At 67.9% G+C, this 26,479-nt stretch carries 19 protein-coding genes, 1 tRNA gene and 2 riboswitches; of the genes, 6 read left to right on the top strand and 14 right to left on the bottom strand.

Translation table 11 applies throughout. From position 1 onward, the window contains the following. Positions 1–121: 121 nt before the first annotated feature. Positions 122–1,726 (top strand): MFS transporter, encoded by a 1,605-nt coding sequence (locus DIE06_RS19620; RefSeq protein ID WP_124662776.1) that lies wholly within the window; start codon positions 122–124, stop codon positions 1,724–1,726. Positions 1,727–1,991: 265 nt separating this feature from the next. Here the strand turns inward: DIE06_RS19620 and DIE06_RS19625 are convergent, their stop codons facing one another. After that, positions 1,992–2,420 (bottom strand): pyridoxamine 5'-phosphate oxidase family protein, encoded by a 429-nt coding sequence (locus DIE06_RS19625; RefSeq protein ID WP_124662777.1) that lies wholly within the window; start codon positions 2,418–2,420, stop codon positions 1,992–1,994. Between the two features lie 316 nt (positions 2,421–2,736). On the opposite strand from DIE06_RS19625, the gene DIE06_RS19630 reads away from it, so the two are divergent. From DIE06_RS19630 to DIE06_RS19640, 3 genes are all read left to right on the top strand, one after another. Beyond that, positions 2,737–4,263, top strand: coding sequence for an aldehyde dehydrogenase family protein (locus tag DIE06_RS19630; RefSeq protein WP_124662778.1), 1,527 nt, complete (start codon positions 2,737–2,739; stop codon positions 4,261–4,263). 333 nt (positions 4,264–4,596) lie between these two features. Then, complete coding sequence (locus tag DIE06_RS19635; RefSeq protein ID WP_124662779.1) at positions 4,597–5,136, top strand: pyridoxamine 5'-phosphate oxidase family protein; 540 nt, start codon at positions 4,597–4,599, stop codon at positions 5,134–5,136. Positions 5,137–5,321: 185 nt separating this feature from the next. Then, entirely contained in the window at positions 5,322–6,356 is a 1,035-nt protein-coding gene (locus tag DIE06_RS19640) for a helix-turn-helix domain-containing protein (RefSeq protein ID WP_124662780.1), read from the top strand. Between the two features lie 60 nt (positions 6,357–6,416). Here DIE06_RS19640 and DIE06_RS19645 read toward each other — a convergent pair whose 3' ends face one another. From DIE06_RS19645 to DIE06_RS19690, 9 genes are all read right to left on the bottom strand, one after another. Beyond that, positions 6,417–7,511 (bottom strand): ADP-heptose--LPS heptosyltransferase, encoded by a 1,095-nt coding sequence (locus DIE06_RS19645; RefSeq protein ID WP_124662781.1) that lies wholly within the window; start codon positions 7,509–7,511, stop codon positions 6,417–6,419. Further along, positions 7,508–9,211: a thiamine pyrophosphate-binding protein gene (locus tag DIE06_RS19650; protein ID WP_124662782.1), complete on the bottom strand. Its 1,704-nt coding sequence runs from the start codon at positions 9,209–9,211 to the stop codon at positions 7,508–7,510. Before DIE06_RS19650 ends, DIE06_RS19645 begins: the two co-directional genes overlap by 4 nt. A gap of 246 nt (positions 9,212–9,457) precedes the next feature. Next, a complete protein-coding gene (locus tag DIE06_RS19660) occupies positions 9,458–10,846 on the bottom strand; it encodes an L-serine ammonia-lyase (protein ID WP_124662783.1) in 1,389 nt (462 codons plus the stop codon). A 30-nt stretch (positions 10,847–10,876) separates the two neighbouring features. After that, entirely contained in the window at positions 10,877–12,013 is a 1,137-nt protein-coding gene (locus tag DIE06_RS19665) for an alginate lyase family protein (RefSeq protein WP_124662784.1), read from the bottom strand. 151 nt (positions 12,014–12,164) lie between these two features. After that, positions 12,165–15,092, bottom strand: coding sequence for an aminomethyl-transferring glycine dehydrogenase (gene gcvP / locus DIE06_RS19670; RefSeq protein ID WP_124662785.1), 2,928 nt, complete (start codon positions 15,090–15,092; stop codon positions 12,165–12,167). A 61-nt stretch (positions 15,093–15,153) separates the two neighbouring features. Then, the gene (gene gcvH / locus DIE06_RS19675) at positions 15,154–15,534 is read right to left on the bottom strand and encodes a glycine cleavage system protein GcvH (protein ID WP_014895535.1); all 381 of its coding nucleotides are present in this window, start codon (positions 15,532–15,534) and stop codon (positions 15,154–15,156) included. A gap of 126 nt (positions 15,535–15,660) precedes the next feature. Next, positions 15,661–16,779 (bottom strand): glycine cleavage system aminomethyltransferase GcvT, encoded by a 1,119-nt coding sequence (gene gcvT, locus DIE06_RS19680; RefSeq protein ID WP_124662786.1) that lies wholly within the window; start codon positions 16,777–16,779, stop codon positions 15,661–15,663. A gap of 84 nt (positions 16,780–16,863) precedes the next feature. Continuing rightward, a riboswitch (glycine riboswitch) is annotated at positions 16,864–16,996 on the bottom strand. A gap of 31 nt (positions 16,997–17,027) precedes the next feature. Continuing rightward, positions 17,028–17,132: riboswitch (glycine riboswitch) on the bottom strand. Positions 17,133–17,253: 121 nt separating this feature from the next. Beyond that, a complete protein-coding gene (locus DIE06_RS19685) occupies positions 17,254–17,622 on the bottom strand; it encodes a hypothetical protein (protein WP_124662787.1) in 369 nt (122 codons plus the stop codon). Between the two features lie 144 nt (positions 17,623–17,766). Next, a complete protein-coding gene (locus DIE06_RS19690) occupies positions 17,767–18,819 on the bottom strand; it encodes an oxidoreductase (protein ID WP_124662788.1) in 1,053 nt (350 codons plus the stop codon). Positions 18,820–19,172: 353 nt separating this feature from the next. Here DIE06_RS19690 and DIE06_RS19695 point away from each other — a divergent pair, with 353 nt between their 5' ends. Continuing rightward, entirely contained in the window at positions 19,173–21,260 is a 2,088-nt protein-coding gene (locus DIE06_RS19695; RefSeq protein WP_124662789.1) for a UvrD-helicase domain-containing protein, read from the top strand. A gap of 97 nt (positions 21,261–21,357) precedes the next feature. On the opposite strand, the gene DIE06_RS19700 is transcribed toward DIE06_RS19695, so the two are convergent. After that, positions 21,358–22,248: a cytochrome c5 family protein gene (locus tag DIE06_RS19700; protein WP_124662790.1), complete on the bottom strand. Its 891-nt coding sequence runs from the start codon at positions 22,246–22,248 to the stop codon at positions 21,358–21,360. 288 nt (positions 22,249–22,536) lie between these two features. Here DIE06_RS19700 and DIE06_RS19705 point away from each other — a divergent pair. Beyond that, positions 22,537–22,612, top strand: a tRNA-Arg gene (locus DIE06_RS19705). A 465-nt stretch (positions 22,613–23,077) separates the two neighbouring features. Here the strand turns inward: DIE06_RS19705 and DIE06_RS19710 are convergent. The 3 genes from DIE06_RS19710 to DIE06_RS19720 all read right to left on the bottom strand — a co-directional run bounded on the left by DIE06_RS19710 (position 23,078) and on the right by DIE06_RS19720 (position 25,915). Beyond that, entirely contained in the window at positions 23,078–23,377 is a 300-nt protein-coding gene (locus DIE06_RS19710) for a flagellar protein FliT (protein ID WP_124662791.1), read from the bottom strand. Positions 23,378–23,441: 64 nt separating this feature from the next. After that, positions 23,442–24,905: a flagellar filament capping protein FliD gene (gene fliD / locus DIE06_RS19715; protein WP_124662792.1), complete on the bottom strand. Its 1,464-nt coding sequence runs from the start codon at positions 24,903–24,905 to the stop codon at positions 23,442–23,444. Between the two features lie 185 nt (positions 24,906–25,090). Beyond that, the gene (locus tag DIE06_RS19720; protein WP_124662856.1) at positions 25,091–25,915 is read right to left on the bottom strand and encodes a flagellin; all 825 of its coding nucleotides are present in this window, start codon (positions 25,913–25,915) and stop codon (positions 25,091–25,093) included. Positions 25,916–26,479: the final 564 nt, after the last annotated feature.

Consider the following 26,479-nt stretch of genomic DNA (forward strand, 5'->3'; position numbering starts at 1 on the left):
GGAGAATTACGGAATTTTAGTCCGTTATATCCGGAGCAGCGTGTGGTTTTTCGTCGATTGAATCGGAATTATCTTTGATCGCTCGTGAGGCGCATCCGCGCCGGCTTTTCGAGGAGCGATGATGGATCACCCGTTTTCAGCCGATTCAGCCACGTCGGCACGCCGGCGCGCGTGGGTGCTGGCTGCCGTCTGCATGGCCGCCGTCGCGCTGCCGCTGTCGTTTTCGGGCGGTGCGGTCGCGACGCCCGCGATCGGCCGCGACCTGCATGGCGGGCCGGTCGCGATGAACTGGATCACCAATGCGTTCATGCTCGCGTTCGGCAGTTTCCTGATGGCGGCGGGCGCGCTGGCCGACCAGTTCGGCCGCAAGCGCGTGTTCGCGATCGGCGTCGGCGGGTTCACGCTGATGTCGGTCGCGCTCGCGTTCGCGCCGTCGATGCTCGCGGTCGACCTGCTGCGCGCCGCGCAGGGGCTTGCGGCCGCCGCGGCGCTCGCGGGCGGCACGGCCGCGCTCGCGCAGGAGTTCGACGGCGCGGCGCGCACGCGTGCGTTCAGCCTGCTCGGCACGACCTTCGGGATCGGGCTCGCATTCGGGCCCGTGCTCGCCGGCGGCCTGATCGCGCACGGCGGCTGGCGCGCGATCTTCGTCACGGGCGCGGCGGCCGGCGCGTTGTCGCTCGGGTTCGGGCTGCCGCGCATGCACGAGTCGCGCGATCCGCACGCGACGGGGCTCGACTGGCCCGGCACGGCTGCGTTCACCGCCGCGCTCACGCTGTTCACGTTCGGCGTGATCGAGGCGCCCGCGCGCGGCTGGACGCATCCGCTCGTCGTCGCGCTGCTGGCGGGCGCAGCGCTCGGCGCATGCGCATTCGTCGCGATCGAGACGCGCGTCGCGAGGCCGATGCTCGACCTGTCGCTGTTCCGGATTCCGCGCTTCGTCGGCGTGCAGGTGCTGCCGGTGTCGACCTGCTGCTGTTATATCGTGCTGCTCGTCGTGCTGCCGCTGCGCTTCATCGGCATCGACGGCTTCAGCGAAATCGACGCGGGCTGGCTGATGCTCGCGATCTCCGCGCCGATGCTCGTCGTGCCGCTCGTCGCGGCGACGCTCACGCGCTGGCTGTCGGCCGGCGTGATCTCGGGGCTCGGGCTCTTGCTCGCGGCGGCGGGTCTCGTGTGGCTGGGTATCGCGCTGCGCGGCGGGGCGGGGCCGGCGGCGATCGCGCCGATGCTCGCGATCGGCATCGGGGCCGGCATGCCGTGGGGGCTGATGGACGGGCTGTCGGTCAGCGTCGTGCCGAAGGAGCGCGCGGGGATGGCGACCGGGATCTTCAGCACGACGCGCGTGGCGGGCGAGGGGATCGCGCTCGCGATCGTCGGCGCGGTGCTGGCGACGCTCGTTCACGCCGATTTGCGGCAGGCGGCGGGAACGTCCGATACGACGCTGCGGGCAGCCGCGCGGCTCGCGACGGGTGACCTCGGCGGCGCGGCGGCGGTGTTGCCGGGCGTCGAGCGTGCGGCGCTGCTCGCGAGCTATACGCACGCGTTCGATCGGCTGCTGATCGGGCTTGCGGTTGTCACGGTGCTGTGCGCGGGCGTGGTGTTCGCGTTTCTCGGTGCGCGGCCGGCGGTTGCGGAAGGGTGCGGCGATGACGGCGCGCCGCTGCATGGCGAAGCGCCGGCGCGGCGCCGGAACGAGCCGGCGTGTGCGCAGGCAGACGTGCGGTGAGCGGTGGATCGGAAATCGCAGACAGCGCCCGCCTATCCTGCGATCACGCGTATCCGCGTACTGACGATCGGCCCCGCGCGTGGATGATCGTTGAGCGTTGAATTGCCGGGCATGCGTCTATCGGCAATGACGTTGGAGTGCGCTTGTATCGGCTGTACCGCCTGTATCGACGACCCGCCCGGCGTATCACGCGGCACAAGCGGCCGCGGCGTCGCGCCCGCTCGTGCATGCCCGCTTTACTGCTGCGACGGCATCGCGCCGCGCATCACGCCAGCACGAGCGGCGGCAGCCCCGCATCGGCCCGCGCTTGTGCGCTTTCGATTTCAACGATCACATAGCGCAGCGCATCCGGCCACAGATGCGCGTGGCTTCCCGCATCCTCGTCGATCGTCGCGCGCCCCTGCACGAGCCATGTCGTCTGCCGGACGAAATCGACGAACAGCAGCGCGATCGCCGGATTCACGAGCAGGTTTCCGAGCGTGTTGAACAGGTTGTTGCCCGCGAAGTCGGGCAGCACGAGCGTCCGGCGATCGGGCAGGTCGACGAGCGGGGCGAACGAACCGTCCGCGCGCGGCTGCCGGCCGCGATACGAGCAGTCGCTGTCGCCCGCTGCGTTCGCGGTCGCGACGATCAGGAACGGCTGTTCATGGATGAACGCGACGGCATCGTCGCTGAGGGGGGCCGGGTCGTTCATGGTTCGGTCGGCGCGTGGCCGATGCGTGCGGATCCGTGTTCCGCACGCAAGCGACATGCCACGCCGCGAGCGTGGCGCGCAGCGGCGCATGCAACGGTGCGCTGTGAAAAATCCGAACACCCGCCGTGCCGCTGTGCCGTCCCGATGTTCAGAAACGGGACACTCGTGTTCCGTGCGCCGGCACCGCCCACGGCGAGCGGCCGGACGCACCGCTCCTGTTCCGTTTTTGCTCCGTGTGGCACGCATGTTGCGTAAATCGTGCAGCGCGATCCAACCGGCGCTGTATTCACACAAGCACGATGAACAGGAGACATGTATGAACCCGTTTGACCTGAAACAACTGGGCCTCGACGTCGAATATCCGTATCGTCAGCAGTACGACAACTACATCGGCGGCAAGTGGGTTGCGCCGGTGAAAGGCGAGTATTTCGAGAACGTGTCGCCGATCAACGGCAAGCCGTTCTGCCGCGTGCCGCGCTCGAGCGCCGACGACATCGAGGTCGCGCTCGATGCCGCGCACGCCGCGCGCCGCAAGTGGGGCAAGACGTCGGTCGCCGAGCGCGCGAACCTGCTGCTCGCCGCCGCCGACCGGATGGAAAAGAACCTGAAGCTGCTCGCGGTGGCAGAGACGATCGACAACGGCAAGCCGCTGCGCGAGACGATGGCGGCCGACCTGCCGCTCGCGATCGATCACTTCCGCTATTTCGCGGGCTGCATCCGCGCGCAGGAAGGCGGCATTTCCGAGATCGACGACAACACCGTCGCGTATCACTTCCACGAGCCGCTCGGCGTCGTCGGCCAGATCATCCCGTGGAACTTCCCGCTGCTGATGGCCGCGTGGAAGCTCGCGCCGGCGCTCGCGGCCGGCTGCTGCGTGGTGATGAAGCCGGCCGAGCAGACGCCCGCGTCGGTGCTGGTGCTGATGGAACTGATCGGCGACCTGTTCCCGGCCGGCACGATCAACATCGTGAACGGCTTCGGCAAGGAAGCGGGCGAGGCGCTCGCGACCAGCAAGCGCATCGCGAAGATCGCGTTCACCGGCTCGACGCCGGTCGGCAAGCACATCCTGCGCACGGCGGCCGACAACCTGATCCCGTCGACGGTCGAACTGGGCGGCAAGAGCCCGAACATCTTCTTCGCCGACGTGCTCGACCAGGACGACGCGTTCCTCGACAAGGCGCTCGAAGGCCTCGCGATGTTCGCGCTGAACCAGGGCGAAGTGTGCACGTGCCCGTCGCGGATCCTGATCCAGGAATCGATCTACGAGCGCTTCATCGAGAAGGCCGTCGCGCGCGTCGAACGCATCAAGGGCGGGCACCCGCTCGACCTGCAGACGATGATCGGCGCGCAGGCGTCGCAGCAGCAGCTCGACAAGATCCTGTCGTACATCGACATCGGCCGCGGCGAAGGCGCGCAATGCCTGACGGGCGGCGAGCGCACGGCACCGGCGGCCGACCTCGGCACGGGCTACTACGTGAAGCCGACGATGCTGCTCGGCAACAACAAGATGCGCGTGTTCCAGGAAGAGATCTTCGGGCCGGTCGCGTCGGTGATGACGTTCAAGGACGAGCAGGAAGCGATCGAACTCGCGAACGACACGTTCTACGGGCTCGGCGCGGGCGTGTGGACGCGCAACGGCACGCGTGCGTACCGGATGGGCCGCGAGATCGAGGCCGGCCGCGTATGGACCAACTGCTACCACCTGTACCCGGCGCACGCGGCGTTCGGCGGCTACAAGCAGTCGGGCATCGGTCGCGAGACGCACAAGATGGCGTTGTCGAACTATCAGCAGACGAAGTGTCTGCTGGTCAGCTACCAGGCCGAGGCGCTCGGGTTCTTCTGATCGCCGGAGCAGGGGGCGAAGTGCCGGGGCCGGCCGGGCGGCGGCGGAACGCTGCCCGGTACGGCAGCCGGTTCCGGACGGCGACCACGCGTCCGGCGCCGGCTTTCCGTGGAAGGTTCGACGGCCGGGCGATGGCGGTCCGGCCGTCGGGCGGTTCCCGCGGCGAGGCAGCAATGCGCTGACGACCGTTCGTCCGGCACTTCGCCGTTTTCGTGTTTCGAGATTCGATACGCAGCGTCGGCTGTGCGTCGCGGTCGGCCAGCCTCGGCAACCGCACCGGCCGTCGCGCCTTCGCGGCCGCATCGCGCGCCGATGGCCCAGACGGAAACCAGCATGGCAGAAGCGCCCGGATCCTATTCGCGTCACCCGGTGTTTCATGCGGGCGAACTCGACGCACATCACCGGTTCGGCGTCGCCGACGAAGCCGAGCGGATGAGCGACGTCGTGACGACGCGGCTGAGCATCGGCGTGCGTCAGTTCGTCGAATCGCAGCCATTCATGTTCGTCGGCACGACGCACGGGCCGGCGCGTGTGACCTGCGACATCGTGCAGGGCATGCGCGACGCGAACGGCGATCAGTGGCCGGTCGTGCGCGTGATCGACACGAAGACGCTGCGCTTCGCGCTGCCCACGCACGGCGACGGCAACCGGATCGATGCGCTCGCGTGCGACGGCAGCGGCGTCGGGCTGCTGTTCGTCGATTTCGTGCGCGGCATCCGCTACCGGATCAACGGCCGCGCGACGTTGCGGACCGACCTGCAGGAAGCGGATGCGGCGCCGTGGCGGGCGGGCAGTCCGATCGTCGAACTGGCGGTCGCGCAGGCGTACGGCAATTGCGGCACGCGGGTCGTGCGGTTGAGGCCGGGCGCGTAGCGCGCCGCCGCGCCGCCGGTGGCGCGCATGCCGCACCCGCGCGGTGCGTGGCATGCCGCCTCCGGGTGCGCCCGCATGGCGCGCATCGGCCGCATGGCGTGGAATGACGGGCTTGTCGCCGAACCGCGCGGTTCGGCACGGGACTTGCGTGATGGACGCGGTCCCGGGCAGGTGAGGAGAACACGATGGATCAACGAGTGGAGCGGATGGCCGAGCCGACGGCCGAGGACACGCGGTGCAGCGCGCAGGGTGACGACGCGCTGGCCGGTCAGGCCGTGGTCAGCGTCGCGCACGACGCCGACGAGCAGGCGCGCAACCTGATCGGCTGGCGGCAGACCTACGACCAGCTCGCGGCCGGCCGCTTCGTCGGCACGCTGACCGAGCTGCCGCTCGACACGATGAAGCTGTTTCGCGAATCGACCAGCCACCTGCTGCGCCAGGCGTGCGAGGTGCGCGGCGACGCGTACTGGTTCGGCATCCCGCTGGTCAGCGACGGCACCGCGCGCGTCGATGCGTGTCGCATCGGGCCCGGTGCGCTCGCGTTCCGGCCCGGCAACGTCGAATTCGAATTGCTGACGCCTGCGCAGTTCTCGATCTACGGCGTGGTCGTGCGCGGCGACGTGCTGCGCCGCTACGCGGAGGAAGTCGAACGCCGCGCGCTCGACGAGCGGTTGTTCACGCGGCGCGTGATCCAGGTCGGCGATACGCGGCTCGCGCGCCTGTGCGCGCTGCTCGGTCGCCGGCTCGACGGCGCGGCGGCCGTGGGCGGGCCGCTGCCCGACGCGCAGCGCGACGACCTGCAGGCCGAGGTCCTGGCCGCGCTGTTCGACGCATGCGCGCAACCGGCGGACGACGGCGCGGGCGGCGCACCGTCGACACGGCGCTGGATCGTCGAGCAGGCGCGCGAGTACGTGCTCGCGCACCGCACGCGCCCGGTCGGCGTGCCCGAGCTGTGCGAGCAATTGCATGTGAGCCGGCGCACGCTGCAGTACTGCTTCCAGGACGTGCTCGGCATGGCGCCCGCGACCTATCTGCGCACGCTGCGGCTGAACGGCGCGCGGCGCGACCTGTGCGGGCGGGCGGCCGGTTCGGTGCAGGACGTCGCGGAGGCGTGGGGCTTCTGGCACCTGAGCCAGTTCGCGACCGACTACCGGCGGCTGTTCGGCAAGCGGCCGTCGGAGACGCTGCGCGATCGTGCCGTGATGGTGGCGGCCGGGTGAGCGGCGCGGCGGCGCGTGGAGGCCGCCGCGCATCCGATCTTTCGGGCGACTTGCGCTCTTCTATTCCGTCGCAGCGGCCGCTGCGCGTGGCGCCGGCCACGGTAGTGCATCCCAGTCGATCGCCCGGTAAGCGGCTTCGACCGCCGCGATGTCGTCCGGCCGTTCGCTGCGATGCAGCCCGTGCAATCCGGCCGGCACGTCGAGCGCGACCGGTACGCAGTGCGGATAGTCGCGTGCGCGCAGCGCTGGCCCAATCGTCGTGAAACAGCCGAGCGTCGGCACGTCGAAGCCGTCGGCGAGATGCAGCGCGGCCGTATCGGGCGCGAACAGCACGCTCGCCCCTTTGACCCAGGCGATGAAGTGCGCGGTATCGGCCGCGTCGCGGCTCACGTCGACGTAGGCGGGATGCGCGACGGGGCCGAACCCGACCACCGGCAGCCCGTAGCGCTGCGCGAGCCGCTCGACGAATGCCGCGCGCAGCGCCGGCGGCACGCTGCGCACCGCGGTGCTCGCCGCCGGGCAGAACAGCACGTACGGTCGCCGCCATTCGGCCGGCAGCGCGGGCAGCCGCAGCCGCGCGAGCCAGCGATTGCGCTTCGCGGCGGCCGGCACCGTGACCGGATCCACGCCCAGTGCGTCGACAAAGAAGTCGATCATCGGCTGCCGCGCGAACGCGGGCCAGTACAGGTGATTGCCGAGATCGATGCACGGCGCGTGCGCGGGCAGTGCGCCGGCGGCGCACGGCAGCGCACGCGACGGCGCGACGACGTCGGCGGCGAGCGCATACAGCGCGTCGACGTAGCGCGGCGCGCGGGCGGGCCGGTACAGCGTGAAGCGCAGGCCGGGATGCATCGCGCGCAGCGCGGCGAGCGCGGTCAGCCCGATCACCGAGTCGCCGAGTGCGACGCCCATTCCGTTGATCACGTGCACATCCGTCGTGCGGTCGTAGTCGAGCCGGAACGGCCGGTGGGCGGCGTGCAGCAGGCCGAGCGCCGGCGCGGCCGGCACGCAGCCCTCCGCGCGATCGCCGCCGTGCTCGATGTCGTAGGGCGCGACGAGCGTCCCGTCGGGTGCGAGCAGCGTGCCGGGGTGGACGAGTGCGTCGTCGTGCGACAACGCGAGGCCGGCCGGCGCGACGCACATTCCCACGATCATTCGCCGCGCGCGCGGCGACCTTGCTCGCGGATTTGCTCGAGCGTCGCGGCGGGTGTGCTGGCGTCCTGCGGGATGCGGATCTCGATCAGCGCCGGCAGCCCGCAGGTCAGTGCGCGCTCCAGTGCCGGCGCGAAGTCGGCGGTGCGCTCGACCGTCTCGCCATGCGCGCCGAACGCGCGCGCATACGCGGCGAAATCGGGATTCGTGAGTCCCGTGCCGTGCACTCGCCCGGGATAGTTGCGCTCCTGATGCATGCGGATCGTACCGAAATGCCCGTTGTTGACGACGATGGCGACGATGTTCAGCCCGTACTGCATCGCGGTCGCGAGTTCGTTGCCGGCCATCATGAAGCAGCCGTCGCCGGCGAGCGCGACGACGGCGCGCGACGGATACAGCGCCTTCGCGGCGAGGGCGGCGGGCAGCCCGTAGCCCATCGCGCCGCTGGTCGGCGCGAGCTGCGAGCGGAAGTGCCGGTACGCGAAGTGGCGATGCAGCCAGATCGCGTAGTTGCCGGCGCCATTGGTCAGGATCGCGTCGTGCGGCAGGCGCTCGCGCAACTGCACCATCACGTCGCCGAGCTGGACGTCGCCGGGCATCGGCAGCGGCGCATGCCATTCACGGTACGCGCGGTGCGCGTCGGCGGCCGTGCCGGCCCACGCGGGGTGCGCCGGCGGTTCGAGCGCGGCGAGCGGCGCCGCGATCTCCGGCATCCCCGACACGATCGGCAGGTCGGCCGCATACACACGGCCGAGCTCGTCCGCGCCCTGGTGCACGTGGATCAGCGTCTGGCGCGTCTTCGGGATGTCGAGCAGCGTGTAGCCGCCCGTCGTCGCCTCGCCGAGACGCGGGCCGAGCACCAGCAGCAGGTCGGCGTCGCGGATCCGCTTGCCGAGCGCGGGATTGATCCCGAGGCCGACGTCGCCCGCATAGTTCGGGTGTGCGTTGTCGAAGGTGTCCTGGAAGCGGAACGCGCACGCGACCGGCAGTTGCCAGCGCTCGACGAAGGTGCGCAGGTTCGCGCATGCGTCGGGCGTCCAGCCGCTGCCGCCGACGATCGCGAACGGCCGCTCGGCGCGCGCGAGCCGTTCGCGCAGCTCGTCGATCTGCGCGGCCGACGGCGACGCCGCGACGCGTTTCGCGGCCGGCACGACAGGCTGCGGCGCGCACGCTTCGGACAGCACGTCCTCCGGCAGCGCGAGCACGACCGGGCCGGGCCGGCCGGACGTCGCGACGTGGAATGCATGGCTCAGGTATTCGGGAATGCGGCGCGGGTCGTCGATCTGCGCGACCCATTTGGCCATCTGGCCGAACATCCGGCGATAGTCGATTTCCTGGAAGGCTTCGCGGTCGAGGTGCGCGCGCGCGCACTGGCCGACGAACAGGATCATCGGCGTCGAATCCTGGAACGCGGTGTGCACGCCGATCGACGCATGGGTTGCGCCGGGCCCGCGCGTGACGAATGCGATGCCGGGATGACCGGTCAGCTTGCCGACTGCCTCCGCCATGTTCGCGGCCGCCGCCTCGTGGCGGCAGACGACCGTCTGGATGCGCGCGGTGTCGTCCGCCAGCGCATCGAGTACGGCGAGGAAGCTCTCGCCGGGCACGCAGAACACGCGTTCGACGTGATTGGCGAGCAACGCATCGACGAGCAGTCGCGCACCGGTGGTGGCGCGCGGCTCGAGATCCTTGGAATGCGACATGGGCTGCCGTCTCCCTGGGTAGCGGGACGTACAGCTTACGCCCGTTGGCGGGGCCGTGAAAGTGTCGGAACGCTGAGTGACGAGGGGAGCACGCCTGGGTTTCGAGCCCTCGTGACCAACTACGAGCGGGATTTTGTCAGCTGCCCGGGATTGCGGCTGGAGAACTGGCTGAACGATTAATGTCCGCTGCTGCGTCCGGCGTAATGCGGGATATCGATCCGCCCCGCATTACCGCCGGATCCGGCATCAGCACTCGACGATATTCACCGCCAGCCCGCCGCGCGACGTTTCCTTGTACTTCGTCTTCATGTCGGCGCCCGTCTCGCGCATCGTCTTGATCACCGAGTCGAGCGACACGTAGTGCGAGCCGTCGCCGCGCAGCGCCATGCGCGCCGCGTTGACGGCCTTCACCGACGCCATCGCGTTGCGCTCGATGCACGGAATCTGCACCATCCCGCCGACCGGGTCGCAGGTGAGGCCGAGGTTGTGCTCCATCCCGATCTCGGCCGCGTTCTCGACCTGGCGCGGCGTGCCGCCGAGCACGGCCGCGAGCGCGCCGGCCGCCATCGAGCACGCGACGCCCACTTCGCCCTGGCAGCCCACTTCCGCGCCCGAAATCGAAGCGTTGAGCTTGTATAGAACGCCGATCGCCGCGGCGGTCAGCAGGAAGTCGATCACGCCCTGTTCGTTCGCGCCCGGCGTGAAGCGCGTGTAGTAGTGCAGCACGGCCGGGATGATGCCGGCCGCGCCGTTGGTCGGCGCGGTGACGACGCGGCCGCCGGCCGCGTTTTCCTCGTTGACCGCGATCGCATACAGGTTGATCCAGTCGACCATCGACAGCGGATCCTGCAGCGCGCGCTCCGGGTGGCCGGTCAGCGCGCGATACAGCTGCGGCGCGCGGCGCTTGACCTGGAACGGGCCGGGCAGGTTGCCGTCGGCGTCCGGGTTGCCGATCCCGCAGCCGCGCGACACGCACGATTGCATCACGGCCCAGATCTTCAGCAGCCCGTCGCGCGTCTCGTCCTCGGTGTGCCACGCACGCTCGTTTTCCCACATCAGCTGCGCGATCGACTTGCCGGTCGACTCGGTCAGCGCGAGCAGCTCGGCGCCGGTGCGGAACGGATGCGTCATCTGCTCGGCCGCGCTCAGCACCTTCGTGTTCGCCGCGCCGGCCGTCACGACGAAGCCGCCGCCGACCGACAGGTAGGTGCGCTCGACCAGCACCGCGCCGTTCGCGTCGGACGCGCGCAGCTTCATGCCGTTCGGGTGCTCGGGCAGCGCCTGCCGGTAGAACGCGATGTTCTCCTTCAGCACGAACGGCACCGGATGCGTGCCGAGCAGCGCGAGCTGCTTCGACTTGCGGACGTCCTCGAGCCGCGCGTCGATCGTTTCGGGATCGACGGTGTCGGGCGCGTCGCCGAGCAGGCCGAGCATCACGCCGCGGTCGGTGCCGTGGCCCTTGCCGGTTGCGCCGAGCGAGCCGTACAGCTCGACCTTCACGTGGGCCGTCGCGTCGAGCAGCCCGTCGCGCTCGAGGCCCTGGACGAACATCAGCGCCGCGCGCATCGGTCCGACCGTATGCGAACTGGACGGGCCGATGCCGATCTTGAAGAGGTCAAACACGCTGACTGCCATTTTGATACCTGCCTTGCTTTAAGAATAATGCTAGCGCGCCTGCAATGGCAGGCACGCGGCGAGCCATGCGGGCGGCATGGGGGAGAGCTGCCGCGCGACGCGGGCATACCGCCCGTCGAGCCGCGCGGCCAGATGAAAGAGTTCAGTGGCGTTTTTCGGGTCCCACTGCCCCGCGTAGCCCGGCAAGCCGGCTTCGCGGCGCTTCGCGTCGAACGGGACCGGCGAATTCACGAATTCCTCGTGCGTTTTCTCGCCGAGCGCATAGGGCACGAGCCAGTCGAGCGCGGCCGCGAGCGTCGCGCCGTTCGCGCCGCGCTCGCGCAGCCAGTTGCGGTTGAAGCGGCGCGCGGCGAGCGCGGCCGTGACCAGCGGCTGCAGGTCGTACACCGCGTAGTGCAGCGCGTCGCGTTCCTCGAAATCCCAGGTCTTGCCGTCCGGGCTGATGTTGTCGGCGAGATGCTCGACGAACAGCCGCTGCGCGGCGTTCATCATCTTGCGGTCGCCGAGCGTGAACGCGGACAGCGCGATCAGCTTGATCCGGTGGCTTTGCCAGTTGTTGCGCCAGGTGCCGGTAAGCGGGCGCTTCTGCGCATCGATCTGCGCGACGTAACCGGCACCGAGCTTCGCGATGAACGCCGCCGCCGCGTTGCGCGTTTTCACCGGCAGCGCGCTCGCCGTCATGTCGTACGCGACGATCAGGCTGTCGAAGCGCGTCTCGTCGATCGGGTTGAAGCTCGGCTGGTAGGTCGACACCCAAGCGGACAGGAAGCGGTCGACGAGCTGCAGGTAGCGCGGCGCATTCGTCACGCGCCACGCGAGCGCGGCGTCGCGCATCAGCTCCATGTCCTTCAGCGCGTCGGCGCTCTGGTCGTAGATGCCTTCGTGCGGCAGCGTGCCCTCGGTGTGCACGCGCGCCATCGCCTTCGGCTGCTCGCCGATGCGCGCGTCGACGCTGCGGATCAGCGCCTGCACACCCGGCTCGGCCTGCGTCGTCTCGCTCGCCTGCAGCGCGGGCGCCGCGCAGAAATTCATCGCCGCGCGCGCACTGCCGGCCGTGCCGAGACCGGCGGCGGCAAACGACAGCGACGCGACGAGCAGCGGCACGAAGCGGCGCGTGCGCGGCCGTTCCTGCGTTGCACCCTGGCCCGGAAACATCGGACGCACCATGCGGAACTCCTTGATTGGCTGGATCGCGTGTGATGTTAGCCGGATTGACGGGTGAACGTGAACCGGTTCGAGCGGCGAACAAAAAAACCGCACGCAACCCCGGGTTGCGTGCGGTGCGGTCACCATCGGACGGCTCCCGGCCTGGCGTGCGTTATGCGTATTCCGACATCGGCACGCACGAGCAGAACAGGTTGCGGTCGCCGTAGGCGTTGTCCGCGCGGCCGACCGGCGGCCAGTACTTGTTCGTGCCGAGCGACGCGACCGGGTACGCAGCCTGCTCGCGCGAGTACGCGTGCGGCCATTCGTTCGCGGTGACGACGGCTGCCGTGTGCGGCGCGTGACGCAGCGGGTTGTCCTCGCGGTCGGCGCGGCCTTCCTCGACGGCGCGGATTTCGTCGCGGATCGCGATCATTGCGGCGATGAAGCGGTCGAGTTCTTCCTGCGATTCCGATTCGGTCGGCTCGACCATCAGCGTGCCCGGCACCGGGAAGCTCATCGTCGGCGCGTGGAAGCCGTAGTCCATCAGGCGCTTCGCGACGTCGTCGACGGTGATGCCGCTCGTTTCCTTGAGCGGACGCAGGTCGAGAATGCACTCGTGCGCGACCAGCCCGCCCGGGCCCGAATACAGCACCGGGTAGTGCGGCGCGAGGCGCTTCGCGATGTAGTTCGCGTTGAGGATCGCGGTTTCGGTGGCGGCGGTCAGGTTCTTCGCGCCCATCATCGCGATGTACATCCACGAGATCGGCAGGATCGATGCCGAGCCGTACGGCGCGGCGGACACCGCGCCGATGCCGTCTTCCTCGCGCGCATAGCCGGTCGAACGCTGGTTCGGCAGGAATTTCGCGAGGTGCGCGCCGACCGCGACCGGGCCGACGCCCGGGCCGCCGCCGCCGTGCGGGATGCAGAAGGTCTTGTGCAGGTTCAGGTGCGACACGTCGCCGCCGAACTGGCCCGGCGCGGTCAGGCCGACCATCGCGTTCATGTTCGCGCCGTCGACGTACACCTGGCCGCCGTGCGCATGCACGATCTCGCAGATCTCGCGGACGTTCTGCTCGAACACGCCGTGCGTCGACGGATACGTGATCATGATCGCCGCGAGGTCGTTCGCGTGCTGCTCGGCCTTCGCCTTCAGGTCGGCGATGTCGACGTTGCCCTGCGCGTCGCACGCGACGACCACGACCTTCATGCCGGCCATGTGGGCCGACGCCGGATTCGTGCCGTGCGCGGAGGCCGGGATCAGGCACACGTCGCGATGCGCTTCGCCGCGCGATGCGTGGTAAGCGTGGATGATCAGCAGGCCCGCGTACTCGCCTTGCGAGCCGGCGTTCGGCTGCAGCGACACGGCCGCGTAACCGGTGGCCGCGACGAGCATCTGCTCGAGCTGGTCGATCATCTCGCGGTAGCCGACGGTCTGCTCGGCCGGCGCGAACGGGTGGATCTGGCCGAATTCGGGCCACGTGACCGGCAGCATTTCCGACGTCGCGTTCAGCTTCATCGTGCACGAGCCGAGCGGGATCATCGAGCGGTCGAGCGCGAGATCCTTGTCCGACAGGCTGCGCAGGTAGCGCAGCATTTCGGTTTCGGAATGGTGGCGGTTGAACACGTGGTGCGTCAGGTACGCGCTCGTGCGCTCGAGGCCGGCCGGCAGCGCGGCGACGCCTGCGAGGCCCGCGTCCAGCGCGTCCACGCCCGGCGCGGTGCCGCCCGCGGCCTGCGCGAACACGGCGAGGAGATCGGCGAGGTCGTCGCGGGTCGTCGTTTCGTCGACCGACACGCCGACTTGCGTGTCGCTCACGCGGCGCAGGTTGATGCGCGTGGCCTTCGCGAATTCATGGACCTGCGCGGTGCGCGCGCCGGTGTCGATCGTCAGCGTGTCGAAGAACGTGTCGTTGACGGTCGCGAAGCCGAGCTGCTTCACGCCGGCGGCGAGGAGCGCCGCGATGCGGTTCACGCGCAGCGCGATCGTCTTCAGGCCGTGCGGGCCGTGGTAGACCGCGTACATGCTCGCCATGATCGCGAGCAGCGCCTGCGCGGTACACACGTTCGACGTCGCCTTCTCGCGGCGGATGTGCTGTTCGCGCGTCTGCAGCGCGAGGCGCAGCGCGGGCTTGCCTTGCGCGTCGATGGTCACGCCGACGAGGCGGCCCGGCATCTGTCGCTTGAATTCGTCACGCACGGCCATGTAGGCGGCGTGCGGGCCGCCGAAGCCCATCGGCACGCCGAAGCGCTGCGTGTTGCCGACCGCGACGTCCGCGCCCCATTCGCCGGGCGGCGTCAGCACGGTCAGCGCGAGCAGGTCGGCCGCGACGACGACGTGGCCGCCGGCCGCGTGGATGGCGTCGGTGAGCGCGCGGTAGTCGCGCACGTCGCCGTTTACGCCCGGATACTGGAGCAGCACGCCGAATGCGTTCGCTTGCGCGGCGTCGGCCGCCGGGCCGGTCTTCACTTCGATGCCGATCGGCAGCGCGCGCGTGCGGACCACCTCGAGCGTTTGCGGCAGCACGTCGTCGGCGACGTAGAACACGTTCGACTTCGGCTTGCCGGTGCGCTGCAGCAGCGTCATCGCTTCGGCCGCGGCGGTGGCTTCATCCAGCAGCGATGCGTTCGAGATCGCGAGGCCCGTCAGGTCGGCGACCATCTGCTGGAAGTTCAGGAGCGCCTCGAGGCGACCCTGGGAAATTTCGGGCTGGTACGGCGTGTAGGCCGTGTACCACGCCGGGTTTTCGAGCACGTTGCGCAGGATCACGGCCGGCGTGTGCGAGTCGTAATAGCCCTGGCCGATATACGAGCGGAACACCTGGTTCTTGTCCGCGAGGGCGCGCAGCGCGGCGAGGGCTTCGGCCTCGCTCTTCGGTTGCGCGAACGGGCCGAGCGGCAGCGTTTCGGCGCGGCGGATCGAGGCCGGGATCACGGCGTCGATCAGGGCGGCGCGCGACGCGAAGCCGAGCGTGTCGAGCATGGCCTGCTGGCTGGCGGCATCGGGGCCGATGTGGCGTTCTGCGAACGCGTCGTGCGTTTCGAGCGCGGCGAGCGAGAGGGGCGTGCGGTTCATCAGGCGGTCCGGGTGTTCGAGCTTCATGGCGTGACTCTGGTCCCGCGCGGGCCGGCTGGCCGGCCGCGCGCGGTTCGGGTAAGGAAAATTAGTCGATCAGCTTGCTGTAGGCGTCGGCGTCGATCAGTTTGTCCGTCGAGGCGCCGGCCGCGAGCTTGATCTTGAAGAGCCATACGCCGTAGGCGTCGCTGTTCACTTCTTCCGGTGAGTCGGCGGCTTCTTCATTGATGGCGACGACTTCGCCGGACACCGGCGAGTAGATGTCGGATGCCGCCTTCACCGATTCGACGACGCCGACGGCGTCGCCCGCGTTCACCGACTTGCCGACTTGCGGCAGTTCGAGGAAGACGATGTCGCCGAGCGTGCTCTGCGCGTGATCGGTGATGCCGACCGTCAGCGTGCCGTCGGCTTCGGTGCGGATCCACTCGTGTTCGTCGGTGTACTTCAGATCGGCCGGGACGTTGCTCATCGGATGCTCCTGGATAAAAGGTGTGTTCGTTATGCTGGCGCGCCGCCGGGGGCGCGCCGGGTGTGGTTGCGCCGGGCGCCATTTCCCGGCTTTCCGGGAGGCGGCCTCCCGGTCGCTTCTCGGTCGTTACGCAGCGAGGACCTTGCCGTTGCGCACGAACGGCAGTTTTACCACGCGCGCGGGCAGTTGCTTGTCTCGAATCTGCACATGGATCGTGTCGCCGACCTGGACGGCCGCCGGTACGCGCGCGAACGCGATCGATTCCTGCATCGACGGCGAGAACGTGCCGCTCGTGATCTCGCCTTCGCCGTGCGGCGTGACGACCTTCTGGTGCGCGCGCAGCACGCCGCCCGCCTTGCCGTTTTCCTTCTGCAGGATCAGGCCGACGAACGCGGCGCGCGTGCCGTCGCGCTCGAGCGCGGCGCGGCCGACGAACTCGCGCGGCGCCGACAGGTCGACCGTCCATGCGAGGCCCGCGTCGAGCGGGGACACGGTCTCGTCCATGTCCTGGCCGTACAGGTTCATGCCGGCCTCGAGGCGCAGCGTGTCGCGCGCGCCGAGCCCGCACGGGCGCACGCCGTTTTGCTGCAGCGCGGTCCACAGTGCTTCGACGTGCACGGCCGGGACGATCACTTCGAAGCCGTCCTCGCCGGTGTAGCCGGTGCGCGCGACGGTAAGATCGCCGAACGGCGTGCCGGCGACCTGCACGGCGTTGAACGGCTTCAGTTCGCTGGTCGCGGCGCGCGCGGCGGGCACCGTCGTCCAGACCTTTTCACGGGCGTTCGGGCCCTGAACGGCGACGATCGCGAATTCGCGGCGCGGCGCGATGGTCAGCCCGTAGCCGCCTTGTTCGTTGAGCTGGTTGAACCACGCGATGTCCTTCTCGGCCGTGCCGGCGTTGACGACGACGCGGAAGAAGTCTTCGGTGAAGTAATAGACGATCAGGTCGTCGACGACGCCGCCCTGCGGATTGAGCAGGCACGAGTAGAGCGCCTTGCCGGGGATCTTGAGCTTGCCGACGTTGTTCGCGATCGCGTGCTCGAAGAACGCGCGCACGCGGCTGCCGGTGAAGTCGACGACGCACATGTGCGACACGTCGAACATGCCGGCGTCGGTGCGCACGGCTTCGTGTTCTTCGATCTGCGAGCCGTAGTTGACGGGCATGTCCCAGCCGCCGAAGTCGACCATGCGGGCATTGAGCGCGCGGTGCGCGGCGTTGAGCGGGGTTTGATTCAGTGCAGTCATCGAGGCCTCAGGCAAGGCGCTTGCGCGCGGGTCAGAACGGCCATGTGCCGACCGTCGCGGCCTTGGGGCCTGCGAAGATCCGGTACATGCCCCTCTGTCCTCGATACCTGAGAGATTGCGCTGCGGGCAAGGCCGGCGAACGCGCGCCCCTTCGGTGGGCAGCCTGCCCGCGCTGCCATTGCGCAGCGGGCTACTGCCGCTCTCCAGAGTGCGGGGAGTACGGCCCGCGCAATGCGCGGACGGGCTTCCCCGACGCGGTCGGTCCTTTTGCCTGAGAGTTTGCGGGTGTGCCCCTTCGGCGGCGCGACCGGCGTTGCTAGCTACACGGTCACACGCTCTCCCGACGCGTGCGGGCGACTGTACGCGAGCGGGTGAGCATTGTCAATTTGAGCAAAAGAATGTCGCTTCGCGACAAGCGGTGGCGTGCGGCGCCATCGCTTTTGCCGGCGCCGGCGGGCGCCGGCATGGCCGGTATCACTCGCCGATCGCGCGCGCGGCCGTGTCGAGTTCCTGGTTCAGCACGTGCTGCTCGTCGCCGGACAGGCCGCCGTTGTGCTGGGCCGACATGTCGTTCGCTTCCTGGCGGATCACGTCGAGGCGGTGGTGCAGCTGCGCGCCGTACGGCGGCGGGTAGTAGCCGCCGTTGACGCGCGCGTCGATCCGGCGGTGCAAGTTGTCGATCCGGCCCTGGACCTCCAGCAGGCGATCGTTCGCGACGACCTGCGGATTCGGCCGCGGTGGGGGCGGGGGCGCCTGTCGGGCCGGCCGCTGCGGCTGCACGATACAGGCCGCGAGCGAGGAAACCAGGACGCAGCATGCCGCTGCGCGAATCAACCGTTGCATCACATTCTCCTGACGGTTTGGTGTCGGATCGACTTTTTGAGAAACGCTTCAGACCGGACGACCGCTGACTTTCGTTCCCGCACCATTTGTAACGGAATGTTCGGGATCGTGCCGCGGTGGCGGCCGACGCACGGCCGGCGGCCGTCAGACGGTGCGGCGCACGAACGGTACCCGGCGGCCTTCGTGCTCGCTCTGCGCGGCGAGCTCGATGATCGTCATCACGTCGACGGCATCCTGCGGCGTGACCGGGAACGGCGCGCCATCGTGGACCGACGCGGCGAGCGCGCGATAGAACTCCGCGTACTGGCCGTCGAGCGTCGGCACCGGCCGCTCGACCTCGATGTCGCCGTCGAGCGTGCGCAGCACGCCGGGCGGGTTGCCGCCGCCGAACTCGACGTGGTCGGGCGTGAGGCCGGCCTTCAACTGGTCTTCCTGCGTGTCGAGCCCGAACTTCTGGTAGCTGCCGCGCGTGCCGTGCAGCGTGAAGCGCGCGGGCTCGATCGCCGACAGCGCGCTCGCGTGCAGCGCGACGTCCTTGTCCGGATAGCCGAGCAGCAGGTGCACGAAATCGGGCGCCGTGCCGTTGTCGCGGCGCGTCTTGACCGTGGCGCTGACCGTTTCCGGCAGCCCGAACAGCGCGAGCGCCTGGTCGATCAGGTGCGGGCCGAGGTCGAGCAGCAGGCCGCCGCCGCGTGCGGGCTCCTCGCGCCAGCGCGTGCGCGGCGTCGGGCGGAAGCGGTCGAAGTGCGACGCGAAATAAGTGAGCCGGCCGAGTTCGCCGGACTGGACGATGCGGCGCACGGTGAGGAAGTCACCGTCCCAGCGGCGGTTGTGGAACGGTGCGAACAGGCGGCTGCGCGCGTTCGCGAGCCGCGCGAGCGCGAGCGCTTCGTCGGCGGTGAGCGTGACGGGCTTGTCGACGACGACGTGGCGGCCGGCTTCGAGCACCTGGCGCGCGAGCGTGAAGTGCGTGTCGTTCGGCGTGGCGATCACCACGCAGTCGATGTCGTCGAGGCGGAGCAGCGTGTCGAGATCGGGGACGATGCGTGCGCCCGGATACGCGGCGCGCGCGCGATCGGGCTGCCCCGTCGCGATCGCGGTGACCTCGGTGCGGCCGCTCGTGGTGATCACGGGCGCGTGGAACGTCGCACCGGCGAAACCGAAACCCATCAAACCAATCCTGAGCAATGACGACATGGCAATCCTTGGCTGCGTACGAAACGAAAGGAGGGCGCGCCGTGGAGGCGCGAGGACGACCGACTATTCTGGCATGGCGCGGCCGCATGCAACGGCGCGTCCGGCAAAGCGCGCGGCACCGCCGCGTGCGCCTATTGTGGCCGATCGGCGCGTGGATGGGGCCGGATTGGCCGTTCGGACAGGGGGCGAAGCGGCAGCCTGCCCGCGCAGTCCCGCCCGGCGGTGCTTCCAAAATGCATGCCGCCGACGTGTTAACATGCGCGTCCTGCCCCGCGTGTCCGCCTGCATTCCAGGCCTGCCGCGCGCGGCATCCTCCCGGCGTTCCGCCGTCAACCGCAACATCATCCGACATCATGTCCGCAGGCCTCAACCCCGCTCAGAACGAAGCGGTGCGCTACCTCGACGGTCCCTGCCTCGTGCTCGCCGGCGCGGGCAGCGGCAAGACCCGCGTGATCACGCAGAAGATCGCGCACCTGATCGAAGCGAAAGGCTTCGAGCCACGCCACATCGCGGCCGTCACGTTCACGAACAAGGCCGCCGCCGAAATGCGCGAGCGCGTGTCGAAGCTGCTGGAGGGCAAGACGCTCACCACGCCCGGCAAGGAAGGCCGCAAGGTGCCCGTCAACCAGCTCACCGTGTGTACGTTCCACTCGCTCGGCGTGCAGATCCTGCGTCAGGAGGCCGAGCACGTCGGCCTGAAGCCGCAGTTCTCGATCATGGATTCGGACGACTGCTTCGGGATGATCCAGGAGCAGATCGGCACCACCGACAAGGGCCTGATCCGCAAGATCCAGAGCACCATCTCGCTGTGGAAGAACGGCCTGATCATGCCCGAGGAGGCGATGACGATCGCGGCCAACGAGGACGAGCACCAGGCGGCGCTGGTCTACCGCAACTACGTCGCGACGCTGCATGCGTACCAGGCGGTCGACTTCGACGACCTGATCCGCCTGCCGGCCGAGTTGTTCGCGAAGAACGAGCAGGTGCGCGACCGCTGGCAGAACAAGCTGCGCTACCTGCTGATCGACGAATACCAGGACACCAACGCGTGCCAGTACGAGCTGCTGAAGCTGCTCGCCGGCCCGCGCGCCGCGTTCACGGCGGTGGGCGACGACGACCAGGCGATCTACGGCTGGCGTGGAGCTACGCTCGAGAACCTTGCACAGCTCGGCAAGGATTTCCCGAAGCTGCACGTGATCAAGCTCGAGCAGAACTACCGGTCGACGGTGCGGATCCTGACCGCCGCGAACAACGTGATCGCGAACAACCCGAAGCTGTTCGAGAAGAAGCTGTGGTCCGAGCACGGGATGGGCGACTCGATCACCGTCACGCCGTGCAACGACGAGGAGCATGAAGCCGAATCGGTCGTGTTCCGGCTGTCCGCGCACAAGTTCGAGCGGCGCACGCAGTTCCGCGACTACGCGATCCTGTATCGCGGCAACTTCCAGGCGCGGATCTTCGAGCAGGTGCTGCGGCGCGAGCGGATTCCGTACGTGCTGTCGGGCGGCCAGTCGTTCTTCGACAAGGCCGAGATCAAGGATCTGTGCGCGTACCTGCGCCTGATCGCGAACGCCGACGACGATCCCGCATTCATCCGCGCGGTCACGACGCCGCGCCGCGGGATCGGCAACACGACGCTCGAGGCGCTCGGCTCGTTCGCGGGCCAGGCGAAGGTGTCGCTGTTCGAGGCCGTGTACATGGGCGGGATCGAGGCGCGGCTGTCCGCGCGGCAGGTCGAGCCGCTGCGGATGTTCTGCGACTTCATCCAGCGCCTGACCGATCGCGCGGACAAGGAGCCCGCGACCGTCGTGCTCGACGACATGATGGAAGCCATTCACTACGAGGCCTATCTGTACGACGCGTTCGACGAGCGGCAGGCGCAGTCGAAGTGGCAGAACGTGCTCGAATTCCTCGAATGGCTGAAGCGCAAGGGCACCAAGCCCGAGACGGAAGCCGTCGACGGCGAGGCCGAAGGGTTCCACAACGCGGACGGGCTTGCCGACACCGGCAAGAACCTGCTCGGCCTGATCCAGACCGTCGCGCTGATGTCGATGCTCGAAGGCAAGGACGAGGATCCGGACGCCGTGCGGCTGTCGACCGTCCATGCGTCGAAGGGGCTCGAGTATCCGCACGTGTTCCTGGTCGGCGTCGAGGAAGGCATCATGCCGCACCGCGGCGGCAGCGAGGACGACGGCCCGATCGACAGCGAGCGGATCGAGGAAGAGCGCCGGCTGATGTACGTCGCGATCACGCGCGCGCAGCGCAGCCTGCACCTGAACTGGTGCAAGAAGCGCAAGCGGGCGCGCGAGACGGTCGTGTGCGAGCCGTCTCGCTTCATCCCCGAGATGGGCCTCGACGAAGCGCCGCCGCCGACGCCGGAGGAAGCGCCGATGACGCCGAAGGACCGGCTCGCGAGCCTGAAGGCGCTGTTGCAGAAGTGATGCGGTGCGTGTCGGCGCACTGACGCCCGGGCGATCCGGATAAGCAAAACCCCCGCGATGCGCGTGCGCCGCGGGGGTTTTTTCTGGCTGGCAGGCGTTACTTCGACGCGTTGACCATGTAGTCGACGGCCGCCTTCACGTCGGCGTCGGACGCGCTCGACCCGCCCTTCGGCGGCATCGCGCCCTTGCCGTGCAGCGCGTAGTTGTAGACGGTATCCATCGAGTCCTTCAGGCGCGGCGCCCAGTCCTCCTTGCTGCCGAACTTCGGCGCGCCGAGCACGCCGGCCGCGTGGCATGCCTGGCAGACCTGCGTGTACAGCGCCTTGCCGGCCGACGCGGCGTCGGCGCTGGTCGGCGCGGCGGCGGGCTTTTCGCCTGCCTTCGGAATCGCGGCGATCGCGGCCATCGCGGCGGCGGCCTGCGCGTTCGATGCATCGGCGCCTGCCGCACCCGCCGCGCCGCTCGCTGCCGGCGCCGCATTGGCGGCCGGGGCAGCCGGTTCGGGGAAGTTCGCGCCGTCGTTGTTCGCCATGTAGACGATCGCCCGCGCGATTTCATAGTCGCTGACATCGTCGGGGCTCGTGCCGCCGCGCGGCGGCATCGCGCCCTTGCCCGACAGCGCCGTCTTCAGCAGCGTGTCGAAGCCCTGCGAGATGCGCGGCGCCCAGTCGTCCTTGTTGCCGAACTTCGGCGCGCCGGCGGCGCCCGTGCCGTGACAGGTCACGCACACGGCCTTGTAGACATCCTCGCCGGTCTTGTACGTGCGGGGCGCATTGGCGTCCTTCACGTCGACCTTCGCGAGCGGTGCGATCCGCGCGGCGACCTGTTCGTCGGATAGCGCATCCGTGCCGGCGCCCGAACGGAACGCGTGGTTGGCATAGGTGGCAAACAGGACGATCAGGGCGATCGGAATCGCGAATGATGCGATGACGACGGCAATCAGCTGCCCGGGGGTTTTGACGGGAGATTCGTGGGGTGCTTCGCTCATGCTTGCCTCGTCTCCGTGATTAGGAATTGTGAGCGCGGTGCAACGGCAAAATGGCAGTCCAATGAAGCACGGACGATTATAGACGGAACGTTTACATCACGGCGAGCGGTGCGAAGGCGCGTGTTTACCCGCACGAATTGGGGGCCTGACGGGGATTCGGCGGGCAAGGTGGACGCGTCTTGGGAAACCGGGTATCCTTGCCGTCTTGCCAATGGTGGGCGGCCGGTTTATTGGGTCGTTTCGCTGTTGTCACTGTCATCGTTGTCGTCGTTGTCGTCGTTGTCATACGCGCCCGTAGCTCAATGGATAGAGTACTGCCCTCCGAAGGCAGGGGTTGCTGGTTCGATCCCAGCCGGGCGCGCCAAAATTCGAAGTGATGCTAGGTCGATAAAACCTAGAGAAATCAAGGCCCTGAGGCGAACGCCAAGGGCCTTTTTTCATTTCGGATGCCACCGGAAACCCCACCTTATGCGCCATTTGGCGAAAAAGTGGTGGAGTGGCGGCGCTTCGGCTTCGCTATGCAGTCGCGCCGATCAGTTATGCGAGTCCGGTAGGTTGAAGAGCAATCGCAATCGCCAGTTTTCGTGGGCAGATCGTATTCAGAGCCGTGCTTGCAGAAGTTGCGCCGGCCTGGACGTCGGCATGTGCCGCAGGGCGCTGATTTGGCGGGAGTAGCGTTCATCGCGACGTGTGCCAAACATGCGCGGGATGAGGTGTCGGTGAGTTGGTGCGGAGCAGGCCGTTCATCGGATCGAAGCGATGAACGGCCGGGCCGGAAGTAAACGTCCGGCGCGAAGTGCCGCTCGCGACGTACTTGGCGGCAATGCGGTTACAGTTGCGCGATCTGCTGATATCGGCCAGCAGCTTCGGTCCGTCCGAGTGCGGCCTGAAACTCCGCATGCAACTCCCGCTGCGTCGTTTCCGCGTCGGCCGCGATGGCTGTGTCGATCGCCTGTATGCGGCGGATGATGGCCAGTGCATCGGGCGTTTGCGGTGCGCTCAGCGACATCAACAGGGGCGAGCGCGCTTCCGCGAGACGTGCCGCGCCGCACCAGTCCGCCAGCGACGCAGCGTGTTCGATTGCCTGCGTCAGTTGCCACACGCGTGCGAGTAATGCGGGTTGATCCATCGTGACGATTACTCCAGTGCCAATTCAAAAGTACCGCGAGGCTCGATACATCCAGTGGGCCGTATTACTTGTTGGTGGCGAGTGCGCCGGCGCTATTGGTGCCGCCGAACAACTGCGTCAGATACTGCGAGTTGTTCTGCATCTGCGCCATGAGCGTATTGAGGGCGGTGAATTGCGCATTGTACTGATCGGTCAACTGACTCGCATACGCTTGCAGGGTCTTTGCTTGCGTCTTCGCGTCGGCGAGGTCGCTGTTCAGCGCGTTGACGCGTGTATCGATGATCCCGCCCGTCTGCAGATACGACGTGATGTTGTTGTTCAGCACTGCGCCGATGCCATTCGTCGCGTTGAAGGCGGTCGCTACCGAGGCCGAATTGTGCGTCAGGGCGTTCGACAAAGACGCACTATCGACGCTGAGCGTGCCGTCCGGCGTCAGGTTGATGCCGATCGCGCTCAGGCTCACCGTGCTGCTGCCGCTTGTTACGCCCTTGGAAATGGCCGTCGCGAGCGTGCTGACGATCGAATTCAGCATCGAATCGCCGATGAGCGGCCCGCCCTGGCTGCCGGCAGCGGCGGTCGAGTCGAAACTCGACAGCGACGAGGCGGTGCTCACGAATGAGTTGTATGCCGAGACGAAGCCGTTGATCGCGTTGGTCGCTGACGTGTTGTCCGCCGCGACCGTAAGGGTTTGCGTCGTGTTTGCCGCCGCCGTGGCGAGGTTGAGCGTCACGCCGGTAATGGCGCCGGTGATCGTGTTGCTGGCGCTCTGGATGTTGGTAATGCCGTCGATGCTGAGCATCGCGTCTTGTGCGTTGTTTTTCTCGACGTAGTTGTTTGTTGCGACGCCCGAGCCGTCGACGGTCGCGAGGCTGGCCAGCCCGTCTGTCGAATTGGTCGACACCTGGATCGTGTTCGCCGCCCCTGTCACATTCGAGGTCAGCACCAGGTGCGACCCATCCGTGCCGGTGACGACGGTGGCCGTCACGCCGGGATTACCACTCGCCGAATTGATTGCGCTGGCGATGCCCGCGAGCGTGTTGTTGCCGGTGTTGATTCCGACGGTCATCGGCGCGCCGCTGCCGAGCGTGATGGTGAGGTTGCCCGTCCCGATCTGTTTGGTGGACGGTTGCACGCCCACTGTCAGTGCAAGCTTCTGCGCGGTGGCGACTTGCGTTACCGCAATCGAATAGCTGCCGGCGACCGAGCCCGTCGACGTGGCGGCGCTCAGGCCGCTGCCGCTTGCGGTGGCGGTGGTTTTCGCCAGGGCCGATCCGTCGGCGAGCCCGGACAGCGCCGATTGAAGGGAAGACAGTGCCGACTTGAGCGAGCCGATGGCCGACAGCGTGGTGTTGTCGAGATTTTGCTGGTTGACGTTCTGCGTGGTCTGTGCGGCCATCTTGGCCGTGACCATCGCGGAAACGAGTGCGGACGTGTCCGTGTTCGAGTTCGTCACTCCGCTGATGATGGACTGAGCCGCCTGGGTCAGCGCGCTGTTGGCCGTGGTGCCGGAAATGTTCGTCGTCGACATCGAGGACTCCGTCTGGTGAAAAGTGCGCCGCCGGGCGCGTTGGCGTGGCGGCGCCGATGTGCTGCACGATGCGCAAAATGCTTACCGGAAGGCGAGCCCTCGGATAAGCATTCTTTCTTTGGCTTCCGTATTGACCGCCACGTCACGCATTTCTTGAATGCGTGACGTGGCGCATTATCTAGCCCTTATTGCAGAAGCTTCAGAACCTGCTGCGGCATCGAGTTCGCTTGCGCGAGCACCGAGATGCCAGCTTGCTGCAGCACTTGAGCCTTCGACAGGTTTGCGGTTTCCTGTGCGAAGTTTGCGTCGGTGATCTGCGCGCTTGCGGCGCTCAGATTGGTCGATTGCGACGTCGTTTGCGAGACGGCAGCCTGAAAGATATTGAGGTCGGCACCCAGGCTTGCCTGCGCGGTGTTGATCGTGGCCAGAGCGGAGGAGATCGACGTCATCGCAGCCTGTGCGCCGGCGAACGTGCTGACGTCGACGCCGTTAACGCCCAGGGTAGTGGTGTCGGCCTTTGCGCCGGTCAGGTCGATCGAGAGCGTTTGGGCCGTCTTTTCGCCAATCTGGAATTGCAGCGGGGCGGCCTGGCTGCCGTCGAGCAGGCCGATGCCGTTGAACGTCGTTTGGGTCGCGATGCGATCGATTTCGCCGAGGCGAGCCGTTACTTCAGTCTGGAGGTTGGCCTGAGCGGCGGCGCCGATCGACTGATCGGATGCTTGGACTGCAAGCTGGCGAATACGTTGCAGGTTGGCGGTGATCGCCGAAAGGCCGCTCGACGCCGTTTGCGCCAACGAGATGCCGTTGTTCGCGTTCGCGACGCCCTGGTTGAATGCGTTGATCGACGCCGTCATCGTCGTCGAGATCGCAAGGCCGGCTGCGTCATCGGCTGCCGAGTTGATGCGCTTGCCCGACGACAGGCGGTTGATTGCCTGCGACAGCGCGTTCTGCGTGCTCGACAGATTGGTTTGCGCCGTTTGCGAATAAAGGTTGGTGTTGATATTCAGCATTTCTATCCTCGTTTGGAAAACGCCCGGTTTAAATTTGGCTGTTTCGTGTTCGGCGTCGCGCTTTTTGGCATCCTGCATCGCCCGCCTTTCTTGGTTGTCGGCGACCATGCGACGAAACTTTAGGGGCAGATGCGAAGTTGCTTTGGCGTACCGGCTGGTTGAACCGGCTCTGTGGTTTGCCAAACATGATCTCGACGCCTGCGTATGCGCTTTCGTTCGTTCGGTGTGAGGCACCTGCGGCGCTCCCGCCCGGCAGCCGGTTGACATACCGACAATGCCGCATCGGACGAACGACTGGCCTGTTGAATTCCGCGCGTGGTACGGCGAGACCCGTGGCAGATTCGGTTTTGACAAGGAATACTGTTGAAGCCGGAGCAATGACCGGACGCGGATCGCGTTCCGGCGAGATGGGGACATCAACCACATTTTTAGGTTGGGGCCGTGCGGATCGGTTGGGAGGTGGCAGACGGCGCGGTAGTCGCTGGATTTGCAGCCGGCAGCCGACTTTTTGTTGTTCGTAAGTAAGCACGCAAAGTCCTGCCGGTACCAATGGATGCGTGCATT

It is taken from the genome of Burkholderia sp. Bp8998 (genome assembly GCF_003854235.1).
GTDB lineage: Bacteria > Pseudomonadota > Gammaproteobacteria > Burkholderiales > Burkholderiaceae > Burkholderia.

Coding starts and splice junctions, on each gene's coding strand:
- DIE06_RS19620 (WP_124662776.1), top strand. CDS start 122: ATGGATCACCCGTTTTCAGCCGATTCAGCCACGTCGGCACGCCGGCGC.
- DIE06_RS19625 (WP_124662777.1), bottom strand. CDS start 2,420: ATGAACGACCCGGCCCCCCTCAGCGACGATGCCGTCGCGTTCATCCAT.
- DIE06_RS19630 (WP_124662778.1), top strand. CDS start 2,737: ATGAACCCGTTTGACCTGAAACAACTGGGCCTCGACGTCGAATATCCG.
- DIE06_RS19635 (WP_124662779.1), top strand. CDS start 4,597: ATGGCAGAAGCGCCCGGATCCTATTCGCGTCACCCGGTGTTTCATGCG.
- DIE06_RS19640 (WP_124662780.1), top strand. CDS start 5,322: ATGGATCAACGAGTGGAGCGGATGGCCGAGCCGACGGCCGAGGACACG.
- DIE06_RS19645 (WP_124662781.1), bottom strand. CDS start 7,511: ATGATCGTGGGAATGTGCGTCGCGCCGGCCGGCCTCGCGTTGTCGCAC.
- DIE06_RS19650 (WP_124662782.1), bottom strand. CDS start 9,211: ATGTCGCATTCCAAGGATCTCGAGCCGCGCGCCACCACCGGTGCGCGA.
- DIE06_RS19660 (WP_124662783.1), bottom strand. CDS start 10,846: ATGGCAGTCAGCGTGTTTGACCTCTTCAAGATCGGCATCGGCCCGTCC.
- DIE06_RS19665 (WP_124662784.1), bottom strand. CDS start 12,013: ATGGTGCGTCCGATGTTTCCGGGCCAGGGTGCAACGCAGGAACGGCCG.
- gcvP (WP_124662785.1), bottom strand. CDS start 15,092: ATGAAGCTCGAACACCCGGACCGCCTGATGAACCGCACGCCCCTCTCG.
- gcvH (WP_014895535.1), bottom strand. CDS start 15,534: ATGAGCAACGTCCCGGCCGATCTGAAGTACACCGACGAACACGAGTGG.
- gcvT (WP_124662786.1), bottom strand. CDS start 16,779: ATGACTGCACTGAATCAAACCCCGCTCAACGCCGCGCACCGCGCGCTC.
- DIE06_RS19685 (WP_124662787.1), bottom strand. CDS start 17,622: ATGCAACGGTTGATTCGCGCAGCGGCATGCTGCGTCCTGGTTTCCTCG.
- DIE06_RS19690 (WP_124662788.1), bottom strand. CDS start 18,819: ATGTCGTCATTGCTCAGGATTGGTTTGATGGGTTTCGGTTTCGCCGGT.
- DIE06_RS19695 (WP_124662789.1), top strand. CDS start 19,173: ATGTCCGCAGGCCTCAACCCCGCTCAGAACGAAGCGGTGCGCTACCTC.
- DIE06_RS19700 (WP_124662790.1), bottom strand. CDS start 22,248: ATGAGCGAAGCACCCCACGAATCTCCCGTCAAAACCCCCGGGCAGCTG.
- DIE06_RS19710 (WP_124662791.1), bottom strand. CDS start 23,377: ATGGATCAACCCGCATTACTCGCACGCGTGTGGCAACTGACGCAGGCA.
- fliD (WP_124662792.1), bottom strand. CDS start 24,905: ATGTCGACGACGAACATTTCCGGCACCACGGCCAACAGCGCGCTGACC.
- DIE06_RS19720 (WP_124662856.1), bottom strand. CDS start 25,915: ATGCTGAATATCAACACCAACCTTTATTCGCAAACGGCGCAAACCAAT.